The 20,789-nt window shown below is 66.1% G+C and carries 20 protein-coding genes; 11 read left to right on the top strand and 9 right to left on the bottom strand.

The window, feature by feature from the left end; genetic code table 11:
• Positions 1 to 93: 93 nt before the first annotated feature.
• From AC5JDC_RS03265 to AC5JDC_RS03255, 3 genes are read right to left on the bottom strand one after another with little or no spacing between them, the layout of a single operon-like run.
• Positions 94 to 855 carry a class I SAM-dependent methyltransferase gene (locus AC5JDC_RS03265; RefSeq protein ID WP_495839072.1) on the bottom strand — a complete coding sequence of 254 codons (762 nt, stop codon included), beginning with the start codon at positions 853 to 855 and terminating at the stop codon, positions 94 to 96.
• A 59-nt stretch (positions 856 to 914) separates the two neighbouring features.
• Entirely contained in the window at positions 915 to 1,460 is a 546-nt protein-coding gene (locus AC5JDC_RS03260; RefSeq protein ID WP_495839070.1) for a hypothetical protein, read from the bottom strand.
• On the bottom strand, positions 1,453 to 2,058 hold the full coding sequence (locus AC5JDC_RS03255) for a CGNR zinc finger domain-containing protein (protein ID WP_495839068.1): 606 nt from the start codon (positions 2,056 to 2,058) through the stop codon (positions 1,453 to 1,455). The genes AC5JDC_RS03260 and AC5JDC_RS03255 overlap by 8 nt, the downstream gene beginning before the upstream one ends.
• Positions 2,059 to 2,147: 89 nt before the next feature.
• Between AC5JDC_RS03255 and AC5JDC_RS03250 the strand changes: the two genes are divergently transcribed.
• From AC5JDC_RS03250 to AC5JDC_RS03235, 4 genes are all read left to right on the top strand, one after another.
• Complete coding sequence (locus AC5JDC_RS03250; protein WP_495839066.1) at positions 2,148 to 3,050, top strand: branched-chain amino acid ABC transporter permease; 903 nt, start codon at positions 2,148 to 2,150, stop codon at positions 3,048 to 3,050.
• A 218-nt stretch (positions 3,051 to 3,268) separates the two neighbouring features.
• Entirely contained in the window at positions 3,269 to 3,853 is a 585-nt protein-coding gene (locus AC5JDC_RS03245) for a TRAP transporter small permease subunit (RefSeq protein ID WP_495839064.1), read from the top strand.
• Positions 3,850 to 5,658, top strand: a complete 1,809-nt coding sequence (locus AC5JDC_RS03240; protein WP_495839062.1) for a TRAP transporter large permease — start codon at positions 3,850 to 3,852, stop codon at positions 5,656 to 5,658. The genes AC5JDC_RS03245 and AC5JDC_RS03240 overlap by 4 nt, the downstream gene beginning before the upstream one ends.
• Positions 5,659 to 5,788: 130 nt before the next feature.
• On the top strand, positions 5,789 to 6,820 hold the full coding sequence (locus AC5JDC_RS03235; protein WP_495839060.1) for a zinc-dependent alcohol dehydrogenase family protein: 1,032 nt from the start codon (positions 5,789 to 5,791) through the stop codon (positions 6,818 to 6,820).
• 88 nt (positions 6,821 to 6,908) lie between these two features.
• On the opposite strand, the gene AC5JDC_RS03230 is transcribed toward AC5JDC_RS03235, so the two are convergent.
• Both AC5JDC_RS03230 and AC5JDC_RS03225 read right to left on the bottom strand, forming a co-directional pair.
• Entirely contained in the window at positions 6,909 to 8,018 is a 1,110-nt protein-coding gene (locus AC5JDC_RS03230) for a TRAP transporter substrate-binding protein (RefSeq protein WP_495839058.1), read from the bottom strand.
• A 199-nt stretch (positions 8,019 to 8,217) separates the two neighbouring features.
• Positions 8,218 to 9,324, bottom strand: a complete 1,107-nt coding sequence (locus tag AC5JDC_RS03225; RefSeq protein WP_495839056.1) for a TRAP transporter substrate-binding protein — start codon at positions 9,322 to 9,324, stop codon at positions 8,218 to 8,220.
• 286 nt (positions 9,325 to 9,610) lie between these two features.
• On the opposite strand from AC5JDC_RS03225, the gene AC5JDC_RS03220 reads away from it, so the two are divergent.
• The 5 genes from AC5JDC_RS03220 to AC5JDC_RS03200 all read left to right on the top strand — a co-directional run bounded on the left by AC5JDC_RS03220 (position 9,611) and on the right by AC5JDC_RS03200 (position 14,296).
• Positions 9,611 to 10,282, top strand: a complete 672-nt coding sequence (locus tag AC5JDC_RS03220) for a response regulator transcription factor (RefSeq protein WP_495839054.1) — start codon at positions 9,611 to 9,613, stop codon at positions 10,280 to 10,282.
• A complete protein-coding gene (locus tag AC5JDC_RS03215; protein ID WP_495839052.1) occupies positions 10,279 to 11,610 on the top strand; it encodes a sensor histidine kinase in 1,332 nt (443 codons plus the stop codon). The genes AC5JDC_RS03220 and AC5JDC_RS03215 overlap by 4 nt, the downstream gene beginning before the upstream one ends.
• A gap of 185 nt (positions 11,611 to 11,795) precedes the next feature.
• Complete coding sequence (locus AC5JDC_RS03210) at positions 11,796 to 12,641, top strand: DUF3313 domain-containing protein (protein ID WP_495839050.1); 846 nt, start codon at positions 11,796 to 11,798, stop codon at positions 12,639 to 12,641.
• Between the two features lie 102 nt (positions 12,642 to 12,743).
• Entirely contained in the window at positions 12,744 to 13,346 is a 603-nt protein-coding gene (locus AC5JDC_RS03205) for a methyltransferase family protein (protein ID WP_495839048.1), read from the top strand.
• A 176-nt stretch (positions 13,347 to 13,522) separates the two neighbouring features.
• A complete protein-coding gene (locus tag AC5JDC_RS03200; RefSeq protein WP_106775114.1) occupies positions 13,523 to 14,296 on the top strand; it encodes a gamma-glutamyl-gamma-aminobutyrate hydrolase family protein in 774 nt (257 codons plus the stop codon).
• Between the two features lie 182 nt (positions 14,297 to 14,478).
• Here AC5JDC_RS03200 and AC5JDC_RS03195 read toward each other — a convergent pair whose 3' ends face one another.
• The 4 genes from AC5JDC_RS03195 to AC5JDC_RS03180 all read right to left on the bottom strand — a co-directional run bounded on the left by AC5JDC_RS03195 (position 14,479) and on the right by AC5JDC_RS03180 (position 18,145).
• Positions 14,479 to 15,453 (bottom strand): 2-hydroxyacid dehydrogenase, encoded by a 975-nt coding sequence (locus tag AC5JDC_RS03195; RefSeq protein WP_495839046.1) that lies wholly within the window; start codon positions 15,451 to 15,453, stop codon positions 14,479 to 14,481.
• A gap of 45 nt (positions 15,454 to 15,498) precedes the next feature.
• The gene (locus AC5JDC_RS03190; RefSeq protein WP_495839197.1) at positions 15,499 to 16,518 is read right to left on the bottom strand and encodes a LacI family DNA-binding transcriptional regulator; all 1,020 of its coding nucleotides are present in this window, start codon (positions 16,516 to 16,518) and stop codon (positions 15,499 to 15,501) included.
• A gap of 86 nt (positions 16,519 to 16,604) precedes the next feature.
• Positions 16,605 to 17,546, bottom strand: coding sequence for a DMT family transporter (locus AC5JDC_RS03185; RefSeq protein ID WP_495839044.1), 942 nt, complete (start codon positions 17,544 to 17,546; stop codon positions 16,605 to 16,607).
• Between the two features lie 128 nt (positions 17,547 to 17,674).
• On the bottom strand, positions 17,675 to 18,145 hold the full coding sequence (locus AC5JDC_RS03180; protein WP_495839042.1) for a MarR family winged helix-turn-helix transcriptional regulator: 471 nt from the start codon (positions 18,143 to 18,145) through the stop codon (positions 17,675 to 17,677).
• A 256-nt stretch (positions 18,146 to 18,401) separates the two neighbouring features.
• On the opposite strand from AC5JDC_RS03180, the gene AC5JDC_RS03175 reads away from it, so the two are divergent.
• Both AC5JDC_RS03175 and AC5JDC_RS03170 read left to right on the top strand, forming a co-directional pair.
• On the top strand, positions 18,402 to 19,463 hold the full coding sequence (locus AC5JDC_RS03175; RefSeq protein WP_495839040.1) for a CobW family GTP-binding protein: 1,062 nt from the start codon (positions 18,402 to 18,404) through the stop codon (positions 19,461 to 19,463).
• A 317-nt stretch (positions 19,464 to 19,780) separates the two neighbouring features.
• Positions 19,781 to 20,755: a WD40 repeat domain-containing protein gene (locus AC5JDC_RS03170; protein WP_495839038.1), complete on the top strand. Its 975-nt coding sequence runs from the start codon at positions 19,781 to 19,783 to the stop codon at positions 20,753 to 20,755.
• Positions 20,756 to 20,789: the final 34 nt, after the last annotated feature.

Here is a 20,789-nt window from a genome sequence, read left to right as displayed (position 1 = left end):
GGCCGGCCCCTTGGGTTCGTCGCGGCGGACTCTTTCGCTCCTTGAACGCCGCGTCAAACAAATTTGCATGTACGGCCGGTAACATAGGGATGACTAGCCCGTCGCAGACCCCGCCGGTGTCTCGGGAAGACGATAGACGGATATGTGGGAGCGCGATTCGGCGGTGAACTCGGATCTGGCCCAGTCCGCGTCCCTGCTTTCCAGCTCAAACCCGGCCAACTGCGCCATGAGGTCGAGCTCCGCCGGCCAGATGTAGCGGTGAGGCGAGCGGAACAACCGGGCCTGCTTGCCCGCGTCGAACCGGAAATGGTGCGACACCACCTGCTGGCGAAGAAGGTCGTAGGTGTCCAGGCCGATGTAGCCGTCTTCCGCCTGCCAGACGACCGCCTGCTGGCCCGGCGGCAGCTTTCGCAGTTCAGGTACCCATAGTTCGATCACGAAGCGGCCGCCGGGCGCGAGATGGCGGGCCGCGTTGCGGAAGCAGGCGACCTGCTCGGCCTGCGTCAGCAGGTTCGATAGGGTGTTGAAGACGAGGTAGACGAGGCTGAAGCTTCCCGGGACGATAGCGGTGGCCATGTCGCCCTGGACGACGGGGATGGTCGCCTCGTCGGCCTTCGCCCGCAGCCGGGCAATCATCGGTCCCGACAGCTCGATGCCGGCAACCGCAATTCCCCGTTCGCTCAGAGGCACGGCCACGCGGCCAGTGCCGATCGCGAATTCGAGCGCCCGACCACCGCCGGCGAGCCGCGCCAGGCGATCCACGGCCGGCTCCAGCACGGCGGGCGCGAACATGCCGGTGCCCGGCGTGTCGTAGTTGTCGGCCGCCTCTTCGTCCCAGATGTCCTGACGATGCATGCCGCGGACTATGTGGCCGGACGGGACCGGCTGTCCAGCGGACCGTCTCGGCGCCATGGTCAATCCGCCTTGCCGCCGGCATTTCCGGGGCATGAGGGCTTCTCGACATCGGGCAGCTTGCCGTCGGCATGGCCGGCGAGTTCGGGATTGGGCGTGTAGAGCGGCCCGACCACCAGCGGCCGGTCCGGCAGCTCCGTCTGGTCCTGCGACGAGGTGATCGACGTCTGGATCGCCTGCACCTGCCGGCCTTGCGCATCCTCGATGCGGATCGTGATCCCGTACGGCCTGCCCTTGACGATGCAGCGCAGGGGCGGCGTGGTGACGGTCGTCTTCACCATTGCCGGCCAGATCTTCTGGCGCACCTCGATCGGCGCGGCGCCGGCCGGATCCTCGAAGGAGGCGATCGCCACCTGACCATCCTCGACCGGCCCGACGGGCTTCAGGTTGACGAGGAAGGTGGCCGTGGCGACACGGTAGTTGAAGACGACGAGCTTGCCGTCGAGCGCGAAGCGGTCGCCATCGCTGCCGGAATCGCGGCAGGCTGCCGCAGCGAGGCTAGCCGCCACCAGCACGGCGATCCGCAGAAGGCTGCCCGGATCAGGCATGACCGTTGTCCTCGACCCTGCGACGGCGATAGTGGCGCTGCGCCTTGCGGCGGTTGCCGCACACCGCCATGTCGCACCACAAGCGGCTGCGGTTGCGGCTCCCGTCGACGAACAGCCAGCGGCAGTTGGCACAGATGCGGATGCGCGACAGCCGCGCAGGCTGCAGCAGCGACAGCGCCGACACCGCCAGCGCAGCCTCGAAGGCGAGCGGCGTCTGCACAGCGCGAAAGGGGCGGTCCGTCACGTCGAACCGTTCCCCTAGGCTGCCGAGGCCGGCGGCGCAGGCGAGCAGCAGAGCCGCAAGCTCGGCCGCAGCAATCGATCCTTCTTGCGCCGCGCTCCGGAACAGCCGGTCCGTCGCCTCGCGGATCGACAGCACTTTCGGCGCGATGTTCCTTGCGTCTTCCACGATCAGCCGACGGCCGTTGAACTCTTCCGACCGGTGGAGCGAAGCGGCCTCGGCGAAGCGTGCGATCTCCGCGACATCGGCGAAGCGGTCGAACGAGCGGACGGGATCGCCGCGCAGCACCACCGTGTTGGCCGCATCGAGGGCCAGCACGCCGCCGGAAAAACGATGCGGTGTCCAGGAAACGGTCATTCCTCGTACTCTAACTGGTAAAAGCCGTTTGACAAGTTAGATCGGTGGCCGCAGGTTTCCGCAATGGCAGGTCACGCCGGGACGGCTCCATGCTCTACTTCCTGCAACAATTGCTCAACGGCCTGCATATCGGCGCCATCTACGCCCTGCTCGCCTTCGGCTATGCGCTGATCAACGGCGTCCTGCACCGCACCAATCTCGCCCATGGCGCCATCTTCGGCTTTGCCGGCCAGGTGACGATCCTGGCGGCGGTGTTCGGCTGGCAGGTGCTGTGGCTGGCGCTGCCGGCGACGCTCGCCTTGGGCGTAGCGGTGGCGCTGGTCTACGGCGCCTTCGTCTCAGCCCTGCTCGGCCGCCATGTGCTGCTGCCGCTGGCACGCCTGGCGCCGAACGCCATCGTCGTCGCCACGCTCGGTGCCGCTCTGGCGCTCATGGAGGCCGGGCGGATCGCCGCGGAGACGCGGGACTTCTGGCTGCCGCCTCTGTTGACCGGAGCCGTCGTCTTCGCCGCCGCCGGCGATTTCCGCGTCACCCTGACAACCATGCAGATCGTCAACTGCGCGGTCGCGGCGGTCACTCTCGTCCTGGCTTCGCGCTGGCTGGCCGTCAGCCGGTACGGCCGGGAGTGGCGTGCCGTCGCCGACGATCCGGCCGCCGCGGCGCTCTGCGCCGTCGACACGGGGCAGGTCTTCATCCGCACGGTCCTCATCGGCGGGCTCGCGGCCAGCCTCGCCGGCATCCTCGCCGTGCTCTACTACGGCAATATCGGCTTCGGTGCCGGTCTCGTCTTCGGCCTCAAGGTGCTGTTCGTCACGGCGATCGGCGGCTTCCTCTCGCCGCTGCGCGCCGCAGCCGGCGCCGCCTGCTTCGGCATCGCCGAGTCGGTGTGGTCGGGCTATTTTCCGATCGAGTGGCGGGACGGCTGGATGCTGGCCCTGCTCTGCACGCTTCTGGTGCTGCGGCCGGAGCGCCCCCGCGACGCGCGCGTCTGATTCGACCGGCGGCACCCGGACAGGGTTTTGCCCGGCATTAGACATTCGTCGAATGCCGGCACACGACGGCGCGGTTCCGCAACGTCACCTGGTACAATCTCCGACCCGGTCTGCACCAGCCGAGTTGACGCACGCCGCGCTCGTGTCCTACCGATGCTGCATCGGTTCGCCGAAAGAAACCGGGTGAACACGGCGGGTCGCTGATCGGGAGGAACGTGATGGGAGGGCTGCTCGCTCTTGCGAGAGGCGTTGATCGCCTCAACGAATTCATCGGGAAATGGGTCGCCTGGCTGATCCTGGTGTCGATCCTGATCAGCGCCGGCAACGCGGTGATCCGCAAGGCGTTCAACATCTCGTCCAACGCCTGGCTCGAATTGCAGTGGTACCTGTTCGGCGCAGCCTTCCTGCTCGCCGCCGCCTATACGCTGAAACAGAACGAGCACATCCGCATCGACATCGTCTACGGCATGTTCTCGCGCCGCGTGCAGCACTGGATCGACCTGTTCGGCCACGTCTTTTTCCTGATGCCGTTCGTCATCCTGATGATCGTCTACTTCATTCCTTACGTTTCGCTGTCCTTCCGCAGCGGCGAGGTCTCGACCAATGCCGGCGGCCTGATCATCTGGCCGGCCAAGGCGATGCTGCTGATCGGTTTCTTCCTGCTCGGCCTTCAGGGCGTGTCGGAGATCATCAAAAAGATCGCGGTGATGCGCGGCGACATGGATGATCCCACTCCTTTCATCTCCGTGCATGAGCAGGCCGAGCTCGAGGCCAAGGCGCTGGCCGAGGAGGTGCGCTCGTGATCGAGTTCATCGCCCAGAACATGGCGCCGATCATGTTCTTCTCGCTGATCGTCTTCCTCCTGCTCGGCTATCCCGTCGCTTTTTCGCTGGCTGCCAACGGCCTGCTGTTCTTCTTCATCGGTGTCGAGCTGGCGCCATACTCGAACAACACCATCAATCTCTCCTGGCCTCTTCTTTATGCGCTGCCCGAGCGCTTCTGGGGGGTGATGTCGAACGAGACGCTCCTGGCCATCCCGTTCTTCACCTTCATGGGCATCGTGCTCGAACGATCGGGCATGGCCGAGGACCTGCTCGACACCATCGGCCAGCTGTTCGGGCCGATCCGCGGCGGCCTTGCCTATGCGGTCATCTTCGTCGGCGCGCTGCTTGCCGCCACCACCGGCGTGGTCGCCGCCTCGGTCATCGCCATGGGGCTGATCTCGCTGCCGATCATGCTGCGCTACGGCTACGACCGCCGGGTCGCCTCCGGCGTGATCGCGGCCTCCGGCACGCTGGCGCAGATCATCCCGCCGTCGCTGGTGCTGATCGTGCTCGCCGACCAGCTCGGCCGCTCGGTCGGCGACATGTATGCCGGCGCGATCATCCCCGGCCTGGTGCTGACCGGCCTCTACATGGGCTACATCTTCATCATGTCGCTGCTGCGGCCGAAGGCGATGCCGGCCCTGCCGCTCGAGGCGCGCACGCTCGGCCACGGCGTCACCTCGCTGGCAGTGGCGCTGGCCGTGGCGGCCGCGATCGCCTATGCCGCGCACGTCTATCTCACGCCGACCCAGGGCAGCAATGCCGACATTCTCGGCGCCACCGTCGGCATCATCGTCATCTACGTCGTGGCGATCGCCGACAGGAGCTTCAACATCAACATGATGTCGAAGCTGGCGCAGCAGGTCATCATCGTGCTGATCCCGCCGCTGGCGCTGATCTTCCTGGTGCTCGGCACCATCTTCCTCGGCATCGCTACCCCGACCGAGGGCGGCGCGATGGGCGCGGTCGGCGCGCTGGTCATGGCCGCCGTGAAAGGCCGGCTGTCGCTCGACGTGATCCGGCAGGCGCTCGCCTCGACGACGCGGCTTTCCAGCTTCGTGCTGTTCATCCTGATCGGTGCGCGGGTCTTCTCGCTCACCTTCTACGGCGTCAACGGCCATCTCTGGGTCGAACACCTGCTGGTGTCGCTGCCGGGCGGTGAAATCGGCTTCCTGATCGCCGTCAACGTGCTGGTCTTCCTGCTGGCGTTCTTCCTCGACTTCTTCGAGCTCGCCTTCATCATTGTGCCGCTGCTGGTGCCCGCAGCCAACGCGCTCGGCATCGACCTGATCTGGTTCGGCGTGCTGCTCGGCGTCAACATGCAGACGAGCTTCATGCATCCGCCCTTCGGCTTCGCGCTGTTCTACCTGCGCTCGGTGGCGGCGCGTGTGCCTTATCTCGACCGTATCACGGGGAAAAGCATCCAGCCGGTGACCACCGGCCAGATCTATTGGGGCGCGGTACCCTTCGTCTGCATCCAGATCATCATGGTGGCGCTGGTGATCGCATTCCCGCAGATGGTCATGCACTACAAGGGCACGGTGGTCGATCCGGCCGATGTCGAGATCGTGCTGCCGCCGATGGGCGGCGGCCAGCCCGGATTGCCGGGACTCGGCCAGCCGGGCCTGGATGGCTCGCCGTCCCTGGGAACGAATCCGGCCGCGCCGGCCCAGCCCGCGCCGCCGCCGACGGACCTGTCGCAGCCGCCGAGCTTCGGCAGCGAGCCGGCCGCCCAGCCGCCGGCGCCAGCCACCGACCTGTCGAAGCCGCCAAGCTTCAACTGATGCCTGATGGCCGCTATGATCGACCCTCCCGCTCGCTTCGGGCCCTCGGGTCTCCCTCCGGGAGGTACCAGGCGAAGCGAGGCGGGTAAGCGACCGAACGGCAAAGGAACGCCGATATGAGGCTGGGGCGATGAAGGCGGTCAGGCTGGAGGCCATCGGCGTGCTCGCCACGCGCGACATTGCCAAGCCGGTTCCCGGCCTGGACGACCTGCTGGTGCGGGTCGAAGCCTGCGGCATATGCGGCACGGACCGCCACCTCTTCCATGGCGAGTTCCCATCGAAGCCGCCGGTGACCCTGGGCCACGAATTCTCCGGCATCGTCGAGGCGGTGGGCAGCGGGGTGAGCGGCTTCGCCGTCGGCGACCGCATCACCGGCGACCCCAACATCGCCTGCGGTAGGTGCCCGCACTGCCAGAACGGACGCGTCAATCTCTGCCGAAGCCTGCAGGCGATCGGCATCCACCGCGACGGCGGCCTCGCAGATTACGTGATCGTGCCGCAGAAGCAGGCGTTCGCGTTGCCCGCCAGCCTCGCGCCGACGCACGGCGCCTTCTGCGAGCCGCTGGCCTGCTGCCTGCACGGCATCGACATCGCGGCCATCAAGGCGGGTTCCTCCGTCGTCGTGCTCGGCGGCGGCGTCATCGGCCTGCTCGTCGTCCAGCTCGCACGCCTGGCTGGCGCCTCGACGGTGATCCTGTCGACCCGCCAGGCGTCCAAGCGCGCGCTTGCCGAGGAGCTCGGCGCCACGGCGACGGTCGACCCGTCCGCCTCCGACGTGATCGGGCAAGTGGCAGGCCCGGACGGTCTGGTGCCGGGCGGGGTCGACGTGGTGATCGAATGCGCCGGCGTGCGCGACACGGTCGAACAGGCGCCGCGGCTTGTCCGCGCCGGCGGCACGGTGGTGATCCTCGGCGTCATGCCGCAGGGCGAAAAGGTCGAGATCGAGCCGTTCGATCTGCTGTTCCGCGAACTGCGGGTGCTCGGCTCCTTCATCAATCCGTTCGTGCACCGGCGCGCCGCCGAGTTGATCGCCTCCGGCACGATCAAGGTCGAGAAGCTTGTTTCGAGGCAGGTGAGCCTCGACGAGGCCCCGCAGGTCATCGCCAACCCGCCGGGGCCGGGCGAAGTCAAGGTGCTGGTGGTGCCATCGGGCACTCGCTGAAGCAGGGTGCTTGCCGGAACCGGCGGTCGATGATGCGTCCGGGACGACGGGGAAGGCGTGTGCACACCCTCCCCATTCGCAGCGATCGCTACAGCTTGCCGGCCCGCTGCTGCAGCATCATGAAGGTGTCGAAGGTGTATTCCGACACCTGCGCCCATACATAGGCGTCGCGGCGGAACGCTGTCTGGCTGTCGTATATCTTCTTGAAGGCGGCGTTGGCGGCCGAGAGTTCGGTATAGGTGGCGTTCGCCGCCTCGAAGCAGGCGGACAGCACCTCCGGGCTGAACGGGCGCAGTTGCGCACCGTTAGCGACCAAGCGCTTGAGCGCCGCCGGATTCTTCTGGTCGTAGCTCGCCATCATGTCGCAATTCGCCGCCTGGCAGGCCGATTTCAGCGCCGCCTGGTAGAACTTCGGCAGCTCGTTCCATTTGGCGAGATTGACCAGCGTGTGCAGCGTCGGACCGCCCTCCCACCAGCCGGGATAGTAGTAGAACGGCGCGACCTTCTGGAAGCCGAGCTTTTCGTCGTCATAGGGTCCGACCCATTCGGCCGCGTCGATCGTGCCCTTCTCCAGAGCCGGATAGATGTCGCCGCCGGCGATCTGCTGCGGCACTAGGCCGAGCCGTTCCAGCACCTTGCCGCCGAAGCCGCCGATCCGCATCTTCAAACCCTTGAGATCGGCGACCGTCTTGATCTCCTTGCGATACCAGCCGCCCATCTGCGCCCCGGTGTTGCCGCTGGCCAGTCCGTAGAGGCCCTGTGTCGCGTAGAACTCGTTGAGGAGATCGCTGCCGCCGCCATAGTAGAGCCAGGCGTTCATCTGCCGGTCGTTGAACATGAACGGCACTGCCGTGGCCAGCGCATAGGTCGGGTCCTTGCCCCAGTAGTAATAGGAAGCGGTGTGGCAGCACTCGACCGTGCCCGCCGCCGCGGCGTCGGCCGCCTGGAGGCCGGGCACCAGCTCGCCCGCCGCGAAGACCTGGATGTCGAAATTGCCATCCGTCGATTCCCGCACGTAGTCGGCCATGGTCTGCGCCGCGCCGAAGATCGTGTCGAGTGCCTTCGGGAACGAGGACGTGCACCGCCACGAAAGCTTCGGCATGGACTGCGCGACGGCCGGTGCGGCCAGCGTCACGGCCGCCGCGGCGGCACCGGCGCCGGACAGGCCGGCCTTGGCAATGAAAGAACGACGATCCATCGGCTTCCTCCCTGATCTGGATCAACGAAGCGCCGGATGGCTTGATTCTCATGTCGCTCAGACGGCGCTGGACCCATGATGCATGACCGCTGGCCCAAGTCCAGATGAAGAGGTCCCGCGGCAGATGAAGCCGAAAAATCGAAGGCCCCGAAGATGGTGTCTCCGGGGCCTCTTCTTCACGCGGAAGATTTTGGCAGCGCTACAACTTCGAATTGCGCTGCTGGATCATCATAAAGGTGTCGTAGTTGTATTCCGCCACCTGCGCCCAGAGGAAATGTTCCTTGCGGAAGCCCTTGATGGATTCCCAGATCTTCTTGAAGGTCGGGTTGGAGGCTTCCATCTCGGCATAGACCTCGTTGGCGGCGTCGAAGCAGGCGGCCAGGATCTCGGGGCTGAACGGCCGCAACTGCGCGCCGTTGGCGACCAGCTGCTTGACCGCCGTCGGGTTCAGGTAGTCGTATTTCTGCAGCATGTTGGCGTCGGTCGCCTGCGCCGCCGTGCGGACCAGCGACTTATAGGCGGCCGGCAGCTCCTCGTATTTTGCCTTGTTAAAGATCAGGTGCACGGTCGGGCCGCCTTCCCACCAGCCGGGATAGTAGTAGAACGGCGCAACCTTCTGGAAGCCGAGCTTCTCGTCGTCGTAGGGACCGACCCATTCGGCGGCGTCGATGGTGCCCTTCTCCAGCGCCGGGTAGATGTCGCCGCCGGCGATCTGCTGCGGCACCACGCCGAGCTTCTCGACCACCTTGCCGGCGAAGCCGCCGATGCGCATCTTCAGGCCCTTGAGATCGGCGACCGTGTTGATCTCCTTGCGGAACCAGCCGCCCATCTGCACCCCGGTGTTGCCGCCGGGCAGGCCGAACAACCCCTGGGTACTAAGGAATTCGTTGAACAGATCGATGCCGCCGCCGTGATACTGCCAGGCGTTCATGCCGCGCGCGTTGAGCGCGAAGGGAACGGCGGCGCCCAGCGCCCAGGTCGGGTCCTTGCCCCAGTAGTAGTAGGCGACGGTGTGGCTGGCCTCGACGGTTCCCGCGGCGGTCGCATCAGCGGCCTGCAGGCCGGGCACGATCTCGCCGGCGGCGAAGACCTGCACGGTGAAGTTGCCGTCGGTGGCCTCCGACAGCATCTTCGAAAAGACTTCGGCGCCGCCATAGATGGTGTCGAGCGACTTGGGGAAGGACGACGCGAGCCGCCAGGTTATTTTCGGATTGGACTGTGCGATTGCCGGTGCTGCGAGTGCCGTCGCGGCGGCTGCCCCGACACCGGCGACTCCGGCTTTCCTGATGAATGAACGGCGATCCATGAAAATCCTCCCGTCTGGACCGATTGCGGCATGCCCTTGGGGAAGCTGTTGATTTTCCTCAAGGGAAGACGCCGGCACAATACACGGCAGCTTGTTCGAGTCCAGCGCGCGGCAAGATCGAACCAGCCGGCGCAGCGACAAAAACAAAGGAGCCGTCGACGCATGCGACTATAGTCTTAGCGGCCGTGCGACGGTCGGAGAGGCGCGCGCGGGTTCTGCCGCGCTATCCGCAATGCTGCCGCAATGTTTGTGACCGACAGGAGAATGCGAAACAGGCCCCGGGCGCATGCGCATATTGCTGGTTGAGGACGAGAAGCAGATGGCCGAGGCGCTTTCGGCGGCGCTGGGCAGGCAAGGCATCGTCATCGATCACACCACGCTGCTCGGCGATGCCGTCGAGCTGACGCGGCAGAACGTCTACGACGCGATCCTGCTTGACCGGCGCCTGCCCGACGGCGAGGGGCTGGCCTTCATTCCGCAACTGCGACGAGCCGGCTTCGACACGCCGGTCGTCGTCCTGACCGCTCACAACGAGCCGATGGAACGCGTCGACGGCCTCGACACCGGTGCCGACGACTATCTCGGCAAGCCGTTCCTGGTCGAGGAGCTGATGGCACGCCTGCGCGCCGTGCTGCGGCGGCGGGCGAGCCTCGCCGAGCCGCGGATCACGGTCGGCAGGATCGAGATCGATTCGCTGCATCTGAGCGTGAGCGTCGGCGCGGTGCCTTTCGACCTGCCGCGGCGGGAGCTGCTGGTCCTCTTGGCGCTTGCCAAGCGGCACGGCAGGACCGTGCAACGGTCGGTGCTGGAGGCTGCGGTCTACAATTACGAGGAAGAGATCCAGTCCAATGCGCTCGACGCGCATATCTCGCGGCTGCGCAGGCGGTTGCTGGATGCCGGGGCCGGCGTGGCGATCCATAGCATCAGGGGCGTCGGCTATCTCCTGAAGGAAGAATGATGGGCGCCAGCAACACGTCGCTCCGGTGGAAACTGAGCTGGCAGCTCAGTCTCGTTTTCGCGGCCGTGGTCGCAGCCGTCGTCCTCGGGGTTTGCTACTACGCCACGATGGTCCACTCCCCCAACGTGGCGATAGAAGACAGGGCCGGACCGGCGATCGTCGAAGCCATCATGCGTGATGCCGAGGGCCGGCTCGAGATCCGTGATACGTCCTTGCTCGCGTCGATCAGGGAACAAAACCCGGATCTATGGTTCGTCGCGGCGACCAGCGACGGTGCGACCGCCTCCTACGGCGATGTCCCGGCAGCCTATGCCGAGCTCACCGGGCAGATACACAAGATCAGGGACGCCGACATCCGCGGTCCCGGCGGCAGCGGCGAAGTCGTATCCATCGGCGACGTCGAGACGGCGCTTGGCGAGGTGCGCTTCATGATTGGCGGCAGCTCCGGCCACGACTGGCCGTACCTGACGGTCCTGCGCCGCATGTATGTGGTGTACGTGCCGCTGATGGTCATGGCCCTTCCAGCCATCTTCATCGCCGTGCCCCATATCGTGCGAGGCGCCCTATCCGGGCTGAGCGACGTCGTGCGCAAGGCACCGGAGATCGATCCGCGCCGGCCCGGATCGCGCCTTCCGGTCGAGAACGTGCCGAAGGAGGTCGTGCCGCTGGTGGTCGCCTTCAATGCCGTGCTCGAGCGCCTCGAACACCAGTTCCAGGCGCGGCAACGCTTCCTGGCCGACGCTGCGCACGAACTGCGGACGCCGATCGCCATCATGCAGACGCGGATCGACGGCATGGCCGAAGGCGAGGCGCGCCGGCGCCTCCTCGACGACGTTGCGCGGCTGAGCGAGACCGCCGAGCAGCTGCTCGATTTCGAACGCAGCGGTCATGCGACCGACCTCCATGAGACGGTCGATCTCGTCGAGATGGCGCGGACTGTCGTCGCCGACATGGCGCCGCTGGCGATCGCCGCCGGCTACGAGATTTCCTTCGAGAGCGAGGTTGGTCGGCTCCTGCGCCTTGGCAGCTCCTCGGCCCTGCCGCGGGCGCTCGGTAATCTGGTAAGCAACGCCATCGATCATGGCGGCAATGCCGGCGTGATCTCGGTCTCGGTTTCGGCCGCCGGGGAGATCGCCGTGGCCGACCAGGGCAAGGGAATTGCCGCGGACCTCCAGCATCTGGTGTTCGAGCCGTTCTACCGGGTCACGCCCCGCAGCAAGGGAGCCGGCCTGGGGCTCGCCCTGGTGAAGCAGATCGTGTCGAACCATCGCGGCCGGGTCGCCCTCGACAGCAGCCCGGCCGGAACGACGTTCACGATCCGGCTCTGAACCGGAGCCGGCTCCGAGTCGACCGACGACCTTTCATCTCCGCTCATGATCGCGGCCCCCCGGGCGAGCCCGTAATGCTGCGGCAATGCTGATCGCGCACGGTCGCCGTCGTCACGATCCGCGACAACGATGCTCGCGAGCCGGATCGCTCTCCATGTGTTCCGTCGTTTGCTGGATGAACCGAAATGCCGCTGCTTAGAACCGCCTTGCTGGCGTTGCCGATGACGCTGGCCATCGCCGGGTGCACGTCGGTGCCCCTGAAGGAGGCCGGCACGCTGACGTCCTACGGCAATCTGGGCGTGTCCAAAGGGACCATGTCCAAGGCTCGCCGGTTCGTGGACGCGCAAGGTCTGGCTGCGGTCAAGACCGTCAGCATCGTTCCGACAAGTTTTGCGTTCGGCACCTCGCCGCGCGTCAGGAGCAAGGATGATCTGGCTCTGGTGGCCAACGCGCTCGACCGTGCGATCTGCATCGCGCTAAGCGACAGGTATCACATGGTTCCCGTCGGCCAGCCCGCCGATCTGACCGTTCGAGCCGTCGTCACCGACATCGTGCCGACCAACAAGGTCCTCGCCGGCGTTTCGACGGCGGTGACCCTGGCGAGCGGCGCCTTCATGCCGCCCGAGGTGCCGGTCAGCGTGCCGCGCCTTCCGATCGGTCTTGGCGGGCTGGCCGTCGAAGCGGAGGCGGTGGACAGCGCCGGCGTCCAGCGCGCTGCCATTATCTGGGCGCGCGGCGCGAACTCGATCCAGAACAAGCCCCGCGTCTCCGAGGTCGGCGACGCCTACGGTCTGGCCTCGACCTTCGGCAACGATTTCTCGCGCATGCTGGTCACCGGCAAGGAGCCCAAGGGGCTGCAGCTTACGCTGCCGTCCGGCCAGCGGATCAAATCCATGGTCGGAGGCAAGCACAAATACGCCGCCTGCGAGACTTTCGGCCGATCCCCCGGCATTCCGGGAATGGTGGCCGGCAAGTTCGGCGCGCCGCCGCAATGGACGGACAAGCGCCCGAAACCGGCGGCGCTGTACTGACGGGGATCGGACCCCGGGGCCGGCGTGCCTAATGGCCCTCTTCGTTCGGGGATCCTTGCAAGTCCAGTGGCCTTCGTATCGAACACAATCAGGAGCAGGCGCATGTCGCTTTCCGGGTTTCAACACGCTCGGCGCGTTGTCATAGCATTGTTGCTGGCTTTCAGCTTTTGCATGCTTCTGTTCGTCGGTGCGGTGGGCAGCCATGACCGTCGCGACGATATCGAGATGGTCGGCGTTGCATTGATCGTGATCGGGATTGTCGGCCGACTCTGGTGTACCCTCTACATAGGTGACAGAAAGGCGGCCGAGCTTGTCGTCCATGGGCCTTACTCCATCAGTCGCAACCCGCTCTATTTTTTCTCGAGCATCGCTGCTGCTGGCGTCGGCGCCCAAACCGGCAGCATCACACTGTCCTTCCTGTTTTTCGTAGCTTCGACGATGATCTTCCGCATCGTCATTCTGCGGGAGGAACGGTATCTGCAGGATGCTTTCGGTGCCGCCTATTCGGCCTACACCGCCGACGTTCCCCGCTTCTGGCCGTGGCCTGCGCGCTATCGCGATGTGCCTGCCTTGAGCGTGTCGACAGGCTGCATCTACGGCACGTTCAGGGATGGGCTCATCTTCTTCGTTGCCATGCCAGCATTCGGGCTTGCCGAATATCTTCAGGCGACGGGAGCGATCCCGGTGCTCGCAAGGCTATTTTAGACGGATCGCAAAAAGCAGGACATGCGGGTGGAAGCGGCGTGCGCGTTACGGTCGATCCGGTCACCATGACAAGGTCTTGTCGCGCACGCCGCCGTATCCAAGGCTGTTCCGCGCCTTGGCAAGCATACCGCCTTCGCCTATTTTACGGCCGCATCGCGTCATCACGAAAGCCGAAAATGCGCCAGCCGCTCGTTGCCGTCTCCACCGACGTCCGCCAGTTCGACAACTACTTCTGGCATGCCGCCCCGCAGCAATATCTCGAGGCGGCGATCGTCGGCGCCGGGGTGCTGCCGGTCCTGGTCCCCTCCTTCGGCGACAGGCTCGATCTCGATAGCCTGCTCGCCTCGGTCGACGGCGTGATGGTCACCGGCTCGAAGTCGAACGTGCATCCCTCTCTTTATGGCGGCGACGCCAGCGAGGCGAACGGCCCATACGACCCGGCGCGCGACGCCACCACCCTGCCGCTGATCCGCAAGGCGATCGAGCAGGGCGTGCCGCTGCTCGCCATCTGCCGCGGCATCCAGGAGCTGAACGTCGCGCTGGGCGGCACGCTCGCCACCGAATTGCAGGAGCGCGAAGGCTCGCTCGACCACCGCGCCCCGGTGAGCGACAACCAGGACGAACGCTTCGCCATCCGCCAGAACGTGTCGATCAAGCCGGGAAGCTGCCTTGCCGGCGTGTTCGGCGCCGGCGACATCATGGTGAATTCCGTGCACCGACAGGGCATCGAGCGCCTCGGTACGCGGCTGCAGGTCGAGGCAGTGGCGACCGATGGAACGGTCGAGGCTGTTTCCGTCAAGGACGCGCCGGCCTTCGCCGTCGGCGTGCAGTGGCACCCGGAATATTGGGTCCACAGCGACTCGGTTTCCGCGAAAATCTTCAAGGCTTTTGGCGATGCCGTGCGCGGCCACGCCGCGGCCCGGCTCGGGCTGCGCCCGGCGGCGGAATAGGTCGCCCGGAATTGGCTGCATGATCGACGGGCGTCCTTCGAGGCTCGCCCGTCGATGATCTGGCTTTTACGGCTGATGCCTTGCCGGCACGTCCTCCCTCATTCCTGAGGCGGGAGCCCGCAGAGCGATCGCAAGGTAGCCCGGACTTTCGCGGGCGAGCCTCGAAGGACGCACCGACAAGCTCAGCCTGCCTTCACATGCGCCGTCTCCGGCACGGCCGTGAGCGGGCGACCCTCGGCGAACCAGGAGACGAGATTGTCGACCACCAGGTCGGCCATCGCGTCGCGCGTATGCACCGACGCCGAGCCGACATGCGGCAGCAGCGTGGCGTTCGGCAGGTCGAGCAGCGCCTGCGGCACGTTCGGCTCGTCGGCGAACACGTCGAGGCCGGCCGCCGCGATGGTGCCGTCGGCGAGCGCCTTTGCCAGCGCCGCCTCGTCGACCGTGCTGCCGCGGCCGATGTTGACGAACACGCCGGTCGGCCCGAGCGCCTTCAGCACATCGGCGTTCACCGCCTTCGCCGTGGAAACCGTGCCGGGCACCACCGAGATCAGCGTGTCCACCGCTTCGGCAAGATCCTTCAGAGTCGGGTGATAGGCATAACCGAGGCCCTCGACAGGGTTGCGGTTGTGATAGGCGATGGACAGGCCGAGAGCTTCCAGCCGCCGGGCGATGGCCAGGCCGATGCGGCCCATGCCGAAGATGCCGGCCTTGCGGCCGCGCAAGGTGAGCGGCGTCAGCCGGTAGTGTCCGTCCCGGACCCATCGGCCCTGGCGCAGCCAGTCTTCGGCACGCGCCAGTTCGCGCACCGTGTTGATCAGAAGGCCGAGCGCCGTGTCGGCGACCTCCTCGGTGAGCACGTCCGGGGTGTTGGTCACCATGATGTTGCGCGTCGCCGCGTGGCGGGCGTCTACCCCGTCATAGCCGACGCCGAAGCTGGCGATGATCTCCAGCTTCGGCAGGCTGTCTATGAGAGCCGCGTTGATCGGGGCCATGGCCGCGATGCCGCGCACCTTCACGAGCAGCTCCTTGCTCAACAGGGCCGGATCGCCGCGGTCCACCTGCACGACGCGGAAACGTTCGGCCAACCGCACCGGGATGCGCCTGTTCAAGTCCCCGACGACGAGCACGGTCATCTCGGATAGCGGTTCGGACATGTCGATCTCCGGAAGCGTTTGCGGTTGAGGCGAAGGCGCGGGCGCTCAGCGCTCGCGCGGGCGGCCGGTGGACTGGCGTACATGCAGCTCCGGCTTGATCAGCTCCTGCGAGGGTCGCACCTGCGTCCCGCTCAGCTTGTCGAGCAGCGCCCGCGCCGCCCGCCGGCCGACCTCTCGCTGGCCGTTCCACACGGTCGTCAGCGCCGGCGTGGCGATCGCCGCCTCCTCGAGGTCGTCATAGCCGGTGACGGAAATGTCGACGCCCGGCGTCAGCCCGGCGCGGGCGATGCCGTTCATCAGGCCGATGGCGACGAGGTCGTTCCAGCAGCAGGCGGCGGTCGGATGGTCCTTCAGCGCCAGGAACTGGCCCGCCGCCTCGAAGCCGGCCTGCTTGGTGCGCGGCCCGGGAATGCGCCAGCCCGGCCGCACCTCCAGTCCCGCCGCCTCCATGGCGTTGAGATAGCCCTGATAGCGGTCGCGGCCGGTCGAGGTCTGGTCTGTGCCGCCGATCATCGAGATGCGGGTGTGGCCGAGCGAGATCAGGTGGTTGGTTGCAAGGGCTGTGCCGTATGCGTCGTCGCCGCGGAACACCGGTACCGCCGCGCCCTCGACGGTGCGGGCGATCAGCACCGCCGGCAGGCCGTTCTCCTCGGCCATGACGATGTCCTCCGGCGGCGTGCCGATCGCCGGCGACATGATCACGCCGTCGGCGCCGAGCTGCAGCAGCGTGTCGATGAAGGTCCGCTGCTTCTCGAGCTGGTCGTAGTGGTTGGAGAGGATGAAGGTCTGCCGGCTGCGGTCGAGCTCGCTCTCGATCGAACGCAGGATCTCGGCGAAGAACGGGTTCATGATGTCGTGCACGACGACACCGACGATGCCGGAGCGCGACGTCCTCAGGCTGGCGGCGCGACGGTTGTAGATGTAGCCGATCGCGCGCGCATGATCCTTGATGCGGTCACGGGTCGAGTCGGCGACCAGCGGGCTGTCGCGCAGCGCCAGCGACACGGTCGCCGTGGATACGCCGAGCGCGTCGGCGATTGTCGAAAGCTTGATCTTCTGGGCCAGCGCGCCCTCCCCGGCATGCCTGCAAGAACGATTTAAACTGTTTAAAAATGGTTATGCCACCCTTTGCCGGCGTGGCAAAGCCTAAATCACAGCTTCTCGGCGAGATCGGCCGAGTCCTCGTTGGGTGCGGCGCGGTTCTTCAGCCTTAGGCGATGCTCGCGATGGATGATGTAGAGCCCGCCGGCCACGATGATGGCCGTGCCGGCCAGTGTCCAGCGATCCGGTAACTGTCCGAAGACCAGGTAGCCGGACGCCACCATCCAGGCCATCTGCAGGTAGGGATAGGGCGCCAGCGCGCTGGTGGTGGCGAGCCGGTAGGCCTTGATCAGGAACCAGTGGCCGATGCCGCCGAAGACGCCGAGCAACAGCAGGATCAGGCCATGCCAGAGGCTCGGGGGCATCGAGGCGGAGAACGGGACGACCGGCGCCATCAGCACGGTCGGTGCCAGCGCCGAGTAGAAGATGAGGCTGGCCGGCGTCTCGCTTTCCGACATGCGTCGGGTCAGGATCACGTAGAAGCAGTAGCTGAGCGTCGAGCACAGCGCGAACACATGGCCGATGCCGAAGGCGCCGTAGCCGGGCCGGGTGATAACCAGCACGCCGACGAAGCCGGCGAGCACCGCCAGCCAGCGGCGCCAGCCTGCCCATTCGCCGAGCAGCGGCCCGGCAAGCGCGATGGTGATCATCGGCGCGGAGAAGTAGATCGCCGAGGTCTCGGCGAGTTGCAGCGTCAACAGCGCGGCGAAATTGAAGATCGTCGAACCGGCCAGGCAGAGCCCGCGCACCACCTGCAGCGGCAGGCTGGCGAACCGGAACACCGCCGGGTTGCTCCAGAACCGCAGCAGCAGAAGCGCCAGCACCGTATGCTCGGCGAAGCGCATCCAGGCGACGAACGGCGCCGACATTCCCGACAGCACGAGATATTTCGCGCTGGTATCCAGGCCCGTGAACAGCAGTCCCGCGGCGAATACGTAGAGAATAGCCGCGGCCGGTGTGGCCGCTTCATGCTTGGAAGGAGATCGGTCCAACAGACATGCCGGTCAGGAAGGAAAGGTCAGCCGGTTGTGCGCCATGCCCTGCCATGGTGCAAGCATGAATGTGCCGCTGGTCAAGGCGTCTTGCCGTGGCTGGCCCAGCCCGGAGACGGCAGGCGGTCTCAGTCCTCGACGACATCGTCCTCGTCGATCTCGGCGACGGCGAGGTCCGAGAGATTCGCCTCGATGCGAGACAGCAGCTTGGCCAGCGCCTTCTGGTCCTTCTTGTCGAGGCCCTTCAGCGCCAGCTTCTCGGTCTTGCGCACGGATTTCTCGATGTCGCGGATCGCCTCGCGGCCGGTGCCGGTCAGGAAGATGTGCGCCTGCCGCGCATCCTTGTCGGACGCCCGCTTTTCCAGGAAACCCTGGCTTTGCAGCCGGTTGATCGTCTTGGTGATGGTCGGCGGCCTGACCCCGATGCGCGTGGCGAGCTGGCCGGGCGTCTGGCCGTCCTCGCGGTCGAGCGCCAGCATGATCTGGTCCTGGCCGGCGTAGAAGCCATGCGACAGCAATCTGGCCGCCAGCGCCGTGCGCGAGAGCCGCGCCGCCGAATGCAGACGGCCCATGGTGACGCTTCTGGTGGTTCTGGCCATTTTTCGCTCCCTCGACGAAATTGGTGACCTATTTTGGCAGGTATCCTGAGAAGCTGCCACGGCGATCCGCATAAGCTTTGCCGGCAACCGAAATTCGGCAGCTCGGCTAATGGCAGACCTTCTTTACAATTGCATGACAGCGCGTCCGCTCGTGTCGAAAAAGGCAGCAGGCAAGCGGCGGCACCGAGCGGATTGAAGCGTGCAATCCGCCCGGCAGCGTCCTATATGGAGGCGACAAGAACCCCCGGGGCCTACCATGAGCGAAGCGCAAACCCAGATTCCCGTGACCGTGCTGACCGGCTATCTCGGCGCCGGCAAGACCACCCTGCTCAACCGCATCCTCTCCGAGAATCACGGCAAGCGCTATGCCGTGATCGTCAACGAATTCGGCGAAATCGGCATCGACAACGATCTCATCGTGGAATCCGACGAGGAAATCTACGAGATGAACAATGGCTGCGTCTGCTGCACGGTGCGCGGCGACCTGGTGCGCGTGGTCGAGGGCCTGATGCGCCGGCCGGGACGCTTCGACGCGATCGTGGTGGAGACCACCGGCCTCGCCGACCCGGTGCCTGTCGCCCAGACCTTCTTCATGGACGAGGACGTGCGCAGGAAAACCAGGCTCGATGCCGTCGTCGCGCTGGTCGACGCCAAGCACCTGCCGCTCAGACTGAAGGATTCGCGCGAGGCCGAGGACCAGATCGCCTTCGCCGACGTGGTCGTGCTCAACAAGACCGACCTGGTGGCGCCCGAGGAGCTGCGCGAGGTGGAGGCGGCGATCCGCGCCATCAATCCCGGTGCCCGCATCCACCGCACGACCCGCGCCGGCGTCGACCTCGGCGAGGTGCTCGACCGCGGCGCCTTCGACCTGAAGCGAGCGCTCGACAACGACCCGCATTTCCTCGAGGCACATGACCACGACCACGATCATGTCTGCGGGCCCGACTGCGACCACGATCATCACCACCACGATCACGACCACCATCATCATGAGCATGGCGCGATGTCGCCGATCCACGACGTGACGGTGCAGTCGGTGTCGCTGCGCGGCGGCGAGATGGATTCGAAGAAGTTCTTCCCGTGGATCGAGAAGGTGACGCAGCTCGAGGGGCCGAATATCCTTCGGCTCAAGGGCATCATCGCCTTCAAGGACGATCCAGACCGCTACGTGCTGCAGGGCGTCCACATGATCATGGAAGGCGACCACCAGCGCGCCTGGAAGGATGGCGAGAAGCACGAGAGCCGGCTCGTCTTCATCGGCCGCAAGCTCGACGAGGAGCGGCTGAGGAAGAGCTTCGAGGCGTGTCAGGTGGCTTGACCGGCTGAGGCATAGGAACGCGGGCTATAGCTCGTAGCTCATGCCAAGCATGAGCTATAGAGGATATTTCTATAACTCATGCCTTGGAATTGGCAGCGGCCCGATCGACGTTGTTTCGCTTATGAGCGACAGGCGCTGGAGCCTCTGCAGGACCTGACGGCCAAGGGAGCCCTGACGCGGCACACGCGCTACGAGCTGAATATCGAAAGGTGATGCATCAAAGGCGAATGCCGTGGCGTTGCAGCCGCAGGCAAAGCGATTGAGCATCGGCGGAGAACGCCGTAAGGGGTAGGCCCGCAACGCTTGCTGGATTTGCCATGCCCACAATCGCCCCGCTTGATCTCGACGGCCATTGCGTCGCCGCCGTCTTCCTCGCCGACATTCCGCATTTCGCGCTGGCCGACGGCACGGTCCATCGCCTCGACCACGGCCACAAGACGGTGCAGGCCAATGACGGGCTGCTCTGCGCGGTGCTCGACCTGACCGGCACAAAGCTGATCACCGGCGGCGAGGACGGAAAGGTGTTTGCCACCGGCGCCGACGGCACCGCCACGGTCGTCGCCGAGGCCGGCCGCAAATGGATCACCAGCGTCGCCGCCGGCCCGCAGGGGGCGCTCGCCTATGCCACCGGGCGCAGCGCCTGGGTGAAGCTGCCGGACGGCAAGCTGAAGGAGTTTTCGCACCCGCGCTCGGTCGAGGGCATCGCCTTCGCGCCGAGGGGCATGCGCATCGGCGTCGCCCGCTACAACGGTGCGACGCTGCATTTCCCGGCGACCAAGGGCAAGCCCACCGAGCTGGAATGGGCCGGCGCGCATACCGGCATCACCTTTTCGCCCGATGGCAATTTCCTCGTCACAACCATGCAGGAGAACGCCCTGCATGGCTGGAAGCTGGCCGACGGCAAGCACATGCGCATGTCCGGCTATCCGTCCAAGGTGAAATCGCTGTCCTGGGCTGCCAGGGGCAAATGGCTGGCGAGTTCCGGCGCACCGGCGGCGATCGTCTGGCCGTTCCAGGCCAAGGACGGGCCGATGGGCAAGGCGCCGCTGGAGCTCGGCACGCGCGGCAACACCATGGTCACCACGGTCGCCTGCCACCCCAGCGAAGACATCGCGGCGATCGGCTACGAGGACGGCATGGTGCTCGCCGTCCGCTTCGCCGACGCCAAGGAGGTGCTGCTGCGCCGCCCCGGCAAGGGCGCGATCACCGCGCTGATGTGGGACAAGGCCGAGCGCCGCCTCGTCTTCGGCTCGGAAGCCGGCGACTGCGGCGTCATCGACATTTCCGTCTGATCCTCCGGTTCGGTCCAGCAAACCCGATCGACTG

It is taken from the genome of Kumtagia sp., from assembly GCF_059502445.1.
This window is presented reverse-complemented; position numbering and strand designations above follow the sequence as displayed.

Bases quoted from the DNA above. Each gene is read 5' to 3' on its own strand.
- AC5JDC_RS03225 (WP_495839056.1), bottom strand. From the start codon at position 9,324: ATGGATCGCCGTTCATTCATCAGGAAAGCCGGAGTCGCCGGTGTCGGG.
- AC5JDC_RS03200 (WP_106775114.1), top strand. From the start codon at position 13,523: ATGCGCCAGCCGCTCGTTGCCGTCTCCACCGACGTCCGCCAGTTCGAC.
- AC5JDC_RS03210 (WP_495839050.1), top strand. From the start codon at position 11,796: ATGCCGCTGCTTAGAACCGCCTTGCTGGCGTTGCCGATGACGCTGGCC.
- AC5JDC_RS03245 (WP_495839064.1), top strand. From the start codon at position 3,269: ATGGGAGGGCTGCTCGCTCTTGCGAGAGGCGTTGATCGCCTCAACGAA.
- AC5JDC_RS03250 (WP_495839066.1), top strand. From the start codon at position 2,148: ATGCTCTACTTCCTGCAACAATTGCTCAACGGCCTGCATATCGGCGCC.
- AC5JDC_RS03215 (WP_495839052.1), top strand. From the start codon at position 10,279: ATGATGGGCGCCAGCAACACGTCGCTCCGGTGGAAACTGAGCTGGCAG.
- AC5JDC_RS03170 (WP_495839038.1), top strand. From the start codon at position 19,781: ATGCCCACAATCGCCCCGCTTGATCTCGACGGCCATTGCGTCGCCGCC.
- AC5JDC_RS03175 (WP_495839040.1), top strand. From the start codon at position 18,402: ATGAGCGAAGCGCAAACCCAGATTCCCGTGACCGTGCTGACCGGCTAT.
- AC5JDC_RS03195 (WP_495839046.1), bottom strand. From the start codon at position 15,453: ATGTCCGAACCGCTATCCGAGATGACCGTGCTCGTCGTCGGGGACTTG.
- AC5JDC_RS03255 (WP_495839068.1), bottom strand. From the start codon at position 2,058: ATGACCGTTTCCTGGACACCGCATCGTTTTTCCGGCGGCGTGCTGGCC.
- AC5JDC_RS03235 (WP_495839060.1), top strand. From the start codon at position 5,789: ATGAAGGCGGTCAGGCTGGAGGCCATCGGCGTGCTCGCCACGCGCGAC.
- AC5JDC_RS03230 (WP_495839058.1), bottom strand. From the start codon at position 8,018: ATGGATCGTCGTTCTTTCATTGCCAAGGCCGGCCTGTCCGGCGCCGGT.
- AC5JDC_RS03265 (WP_495839072.1), bottom strand. From the start codon at position 855: ATGCATCGTCAGGACATCTGGGACGAAGAGGCGGCCGACAACTACGAC.
- AC5JDC_RS03260 (WP_495839070.1), bottom strand. From the start codon at position 1,460: ATGCCTGATCCGGGCAGCCTTCTGCGGATCGCCGTGCTGGTGGCGGCT.
- AC5JDC_RS03220 (WP_495839054.1), top strand. From the start codon at position 9,611: ATGCGCATATTGCTGGTTGAGGACGAGAAGCAGATGGCCGAGGCGCTT.
- AC5JDC_RS03180 (WP_495839042.1), bottom strand. From the start codon at position 18,145: ATGGCCAGAACCACCAGAAGCGTCACCATGGGCCGTCTGCATTCGGCG.
- AC5JDC_RS03205 (WP_495839048.1), top strand. From the start codon at position 12,744: ATGTCGCTTTCCGGGTTTCAACACGCTCGGCGCGTTGTCATAGCATTG.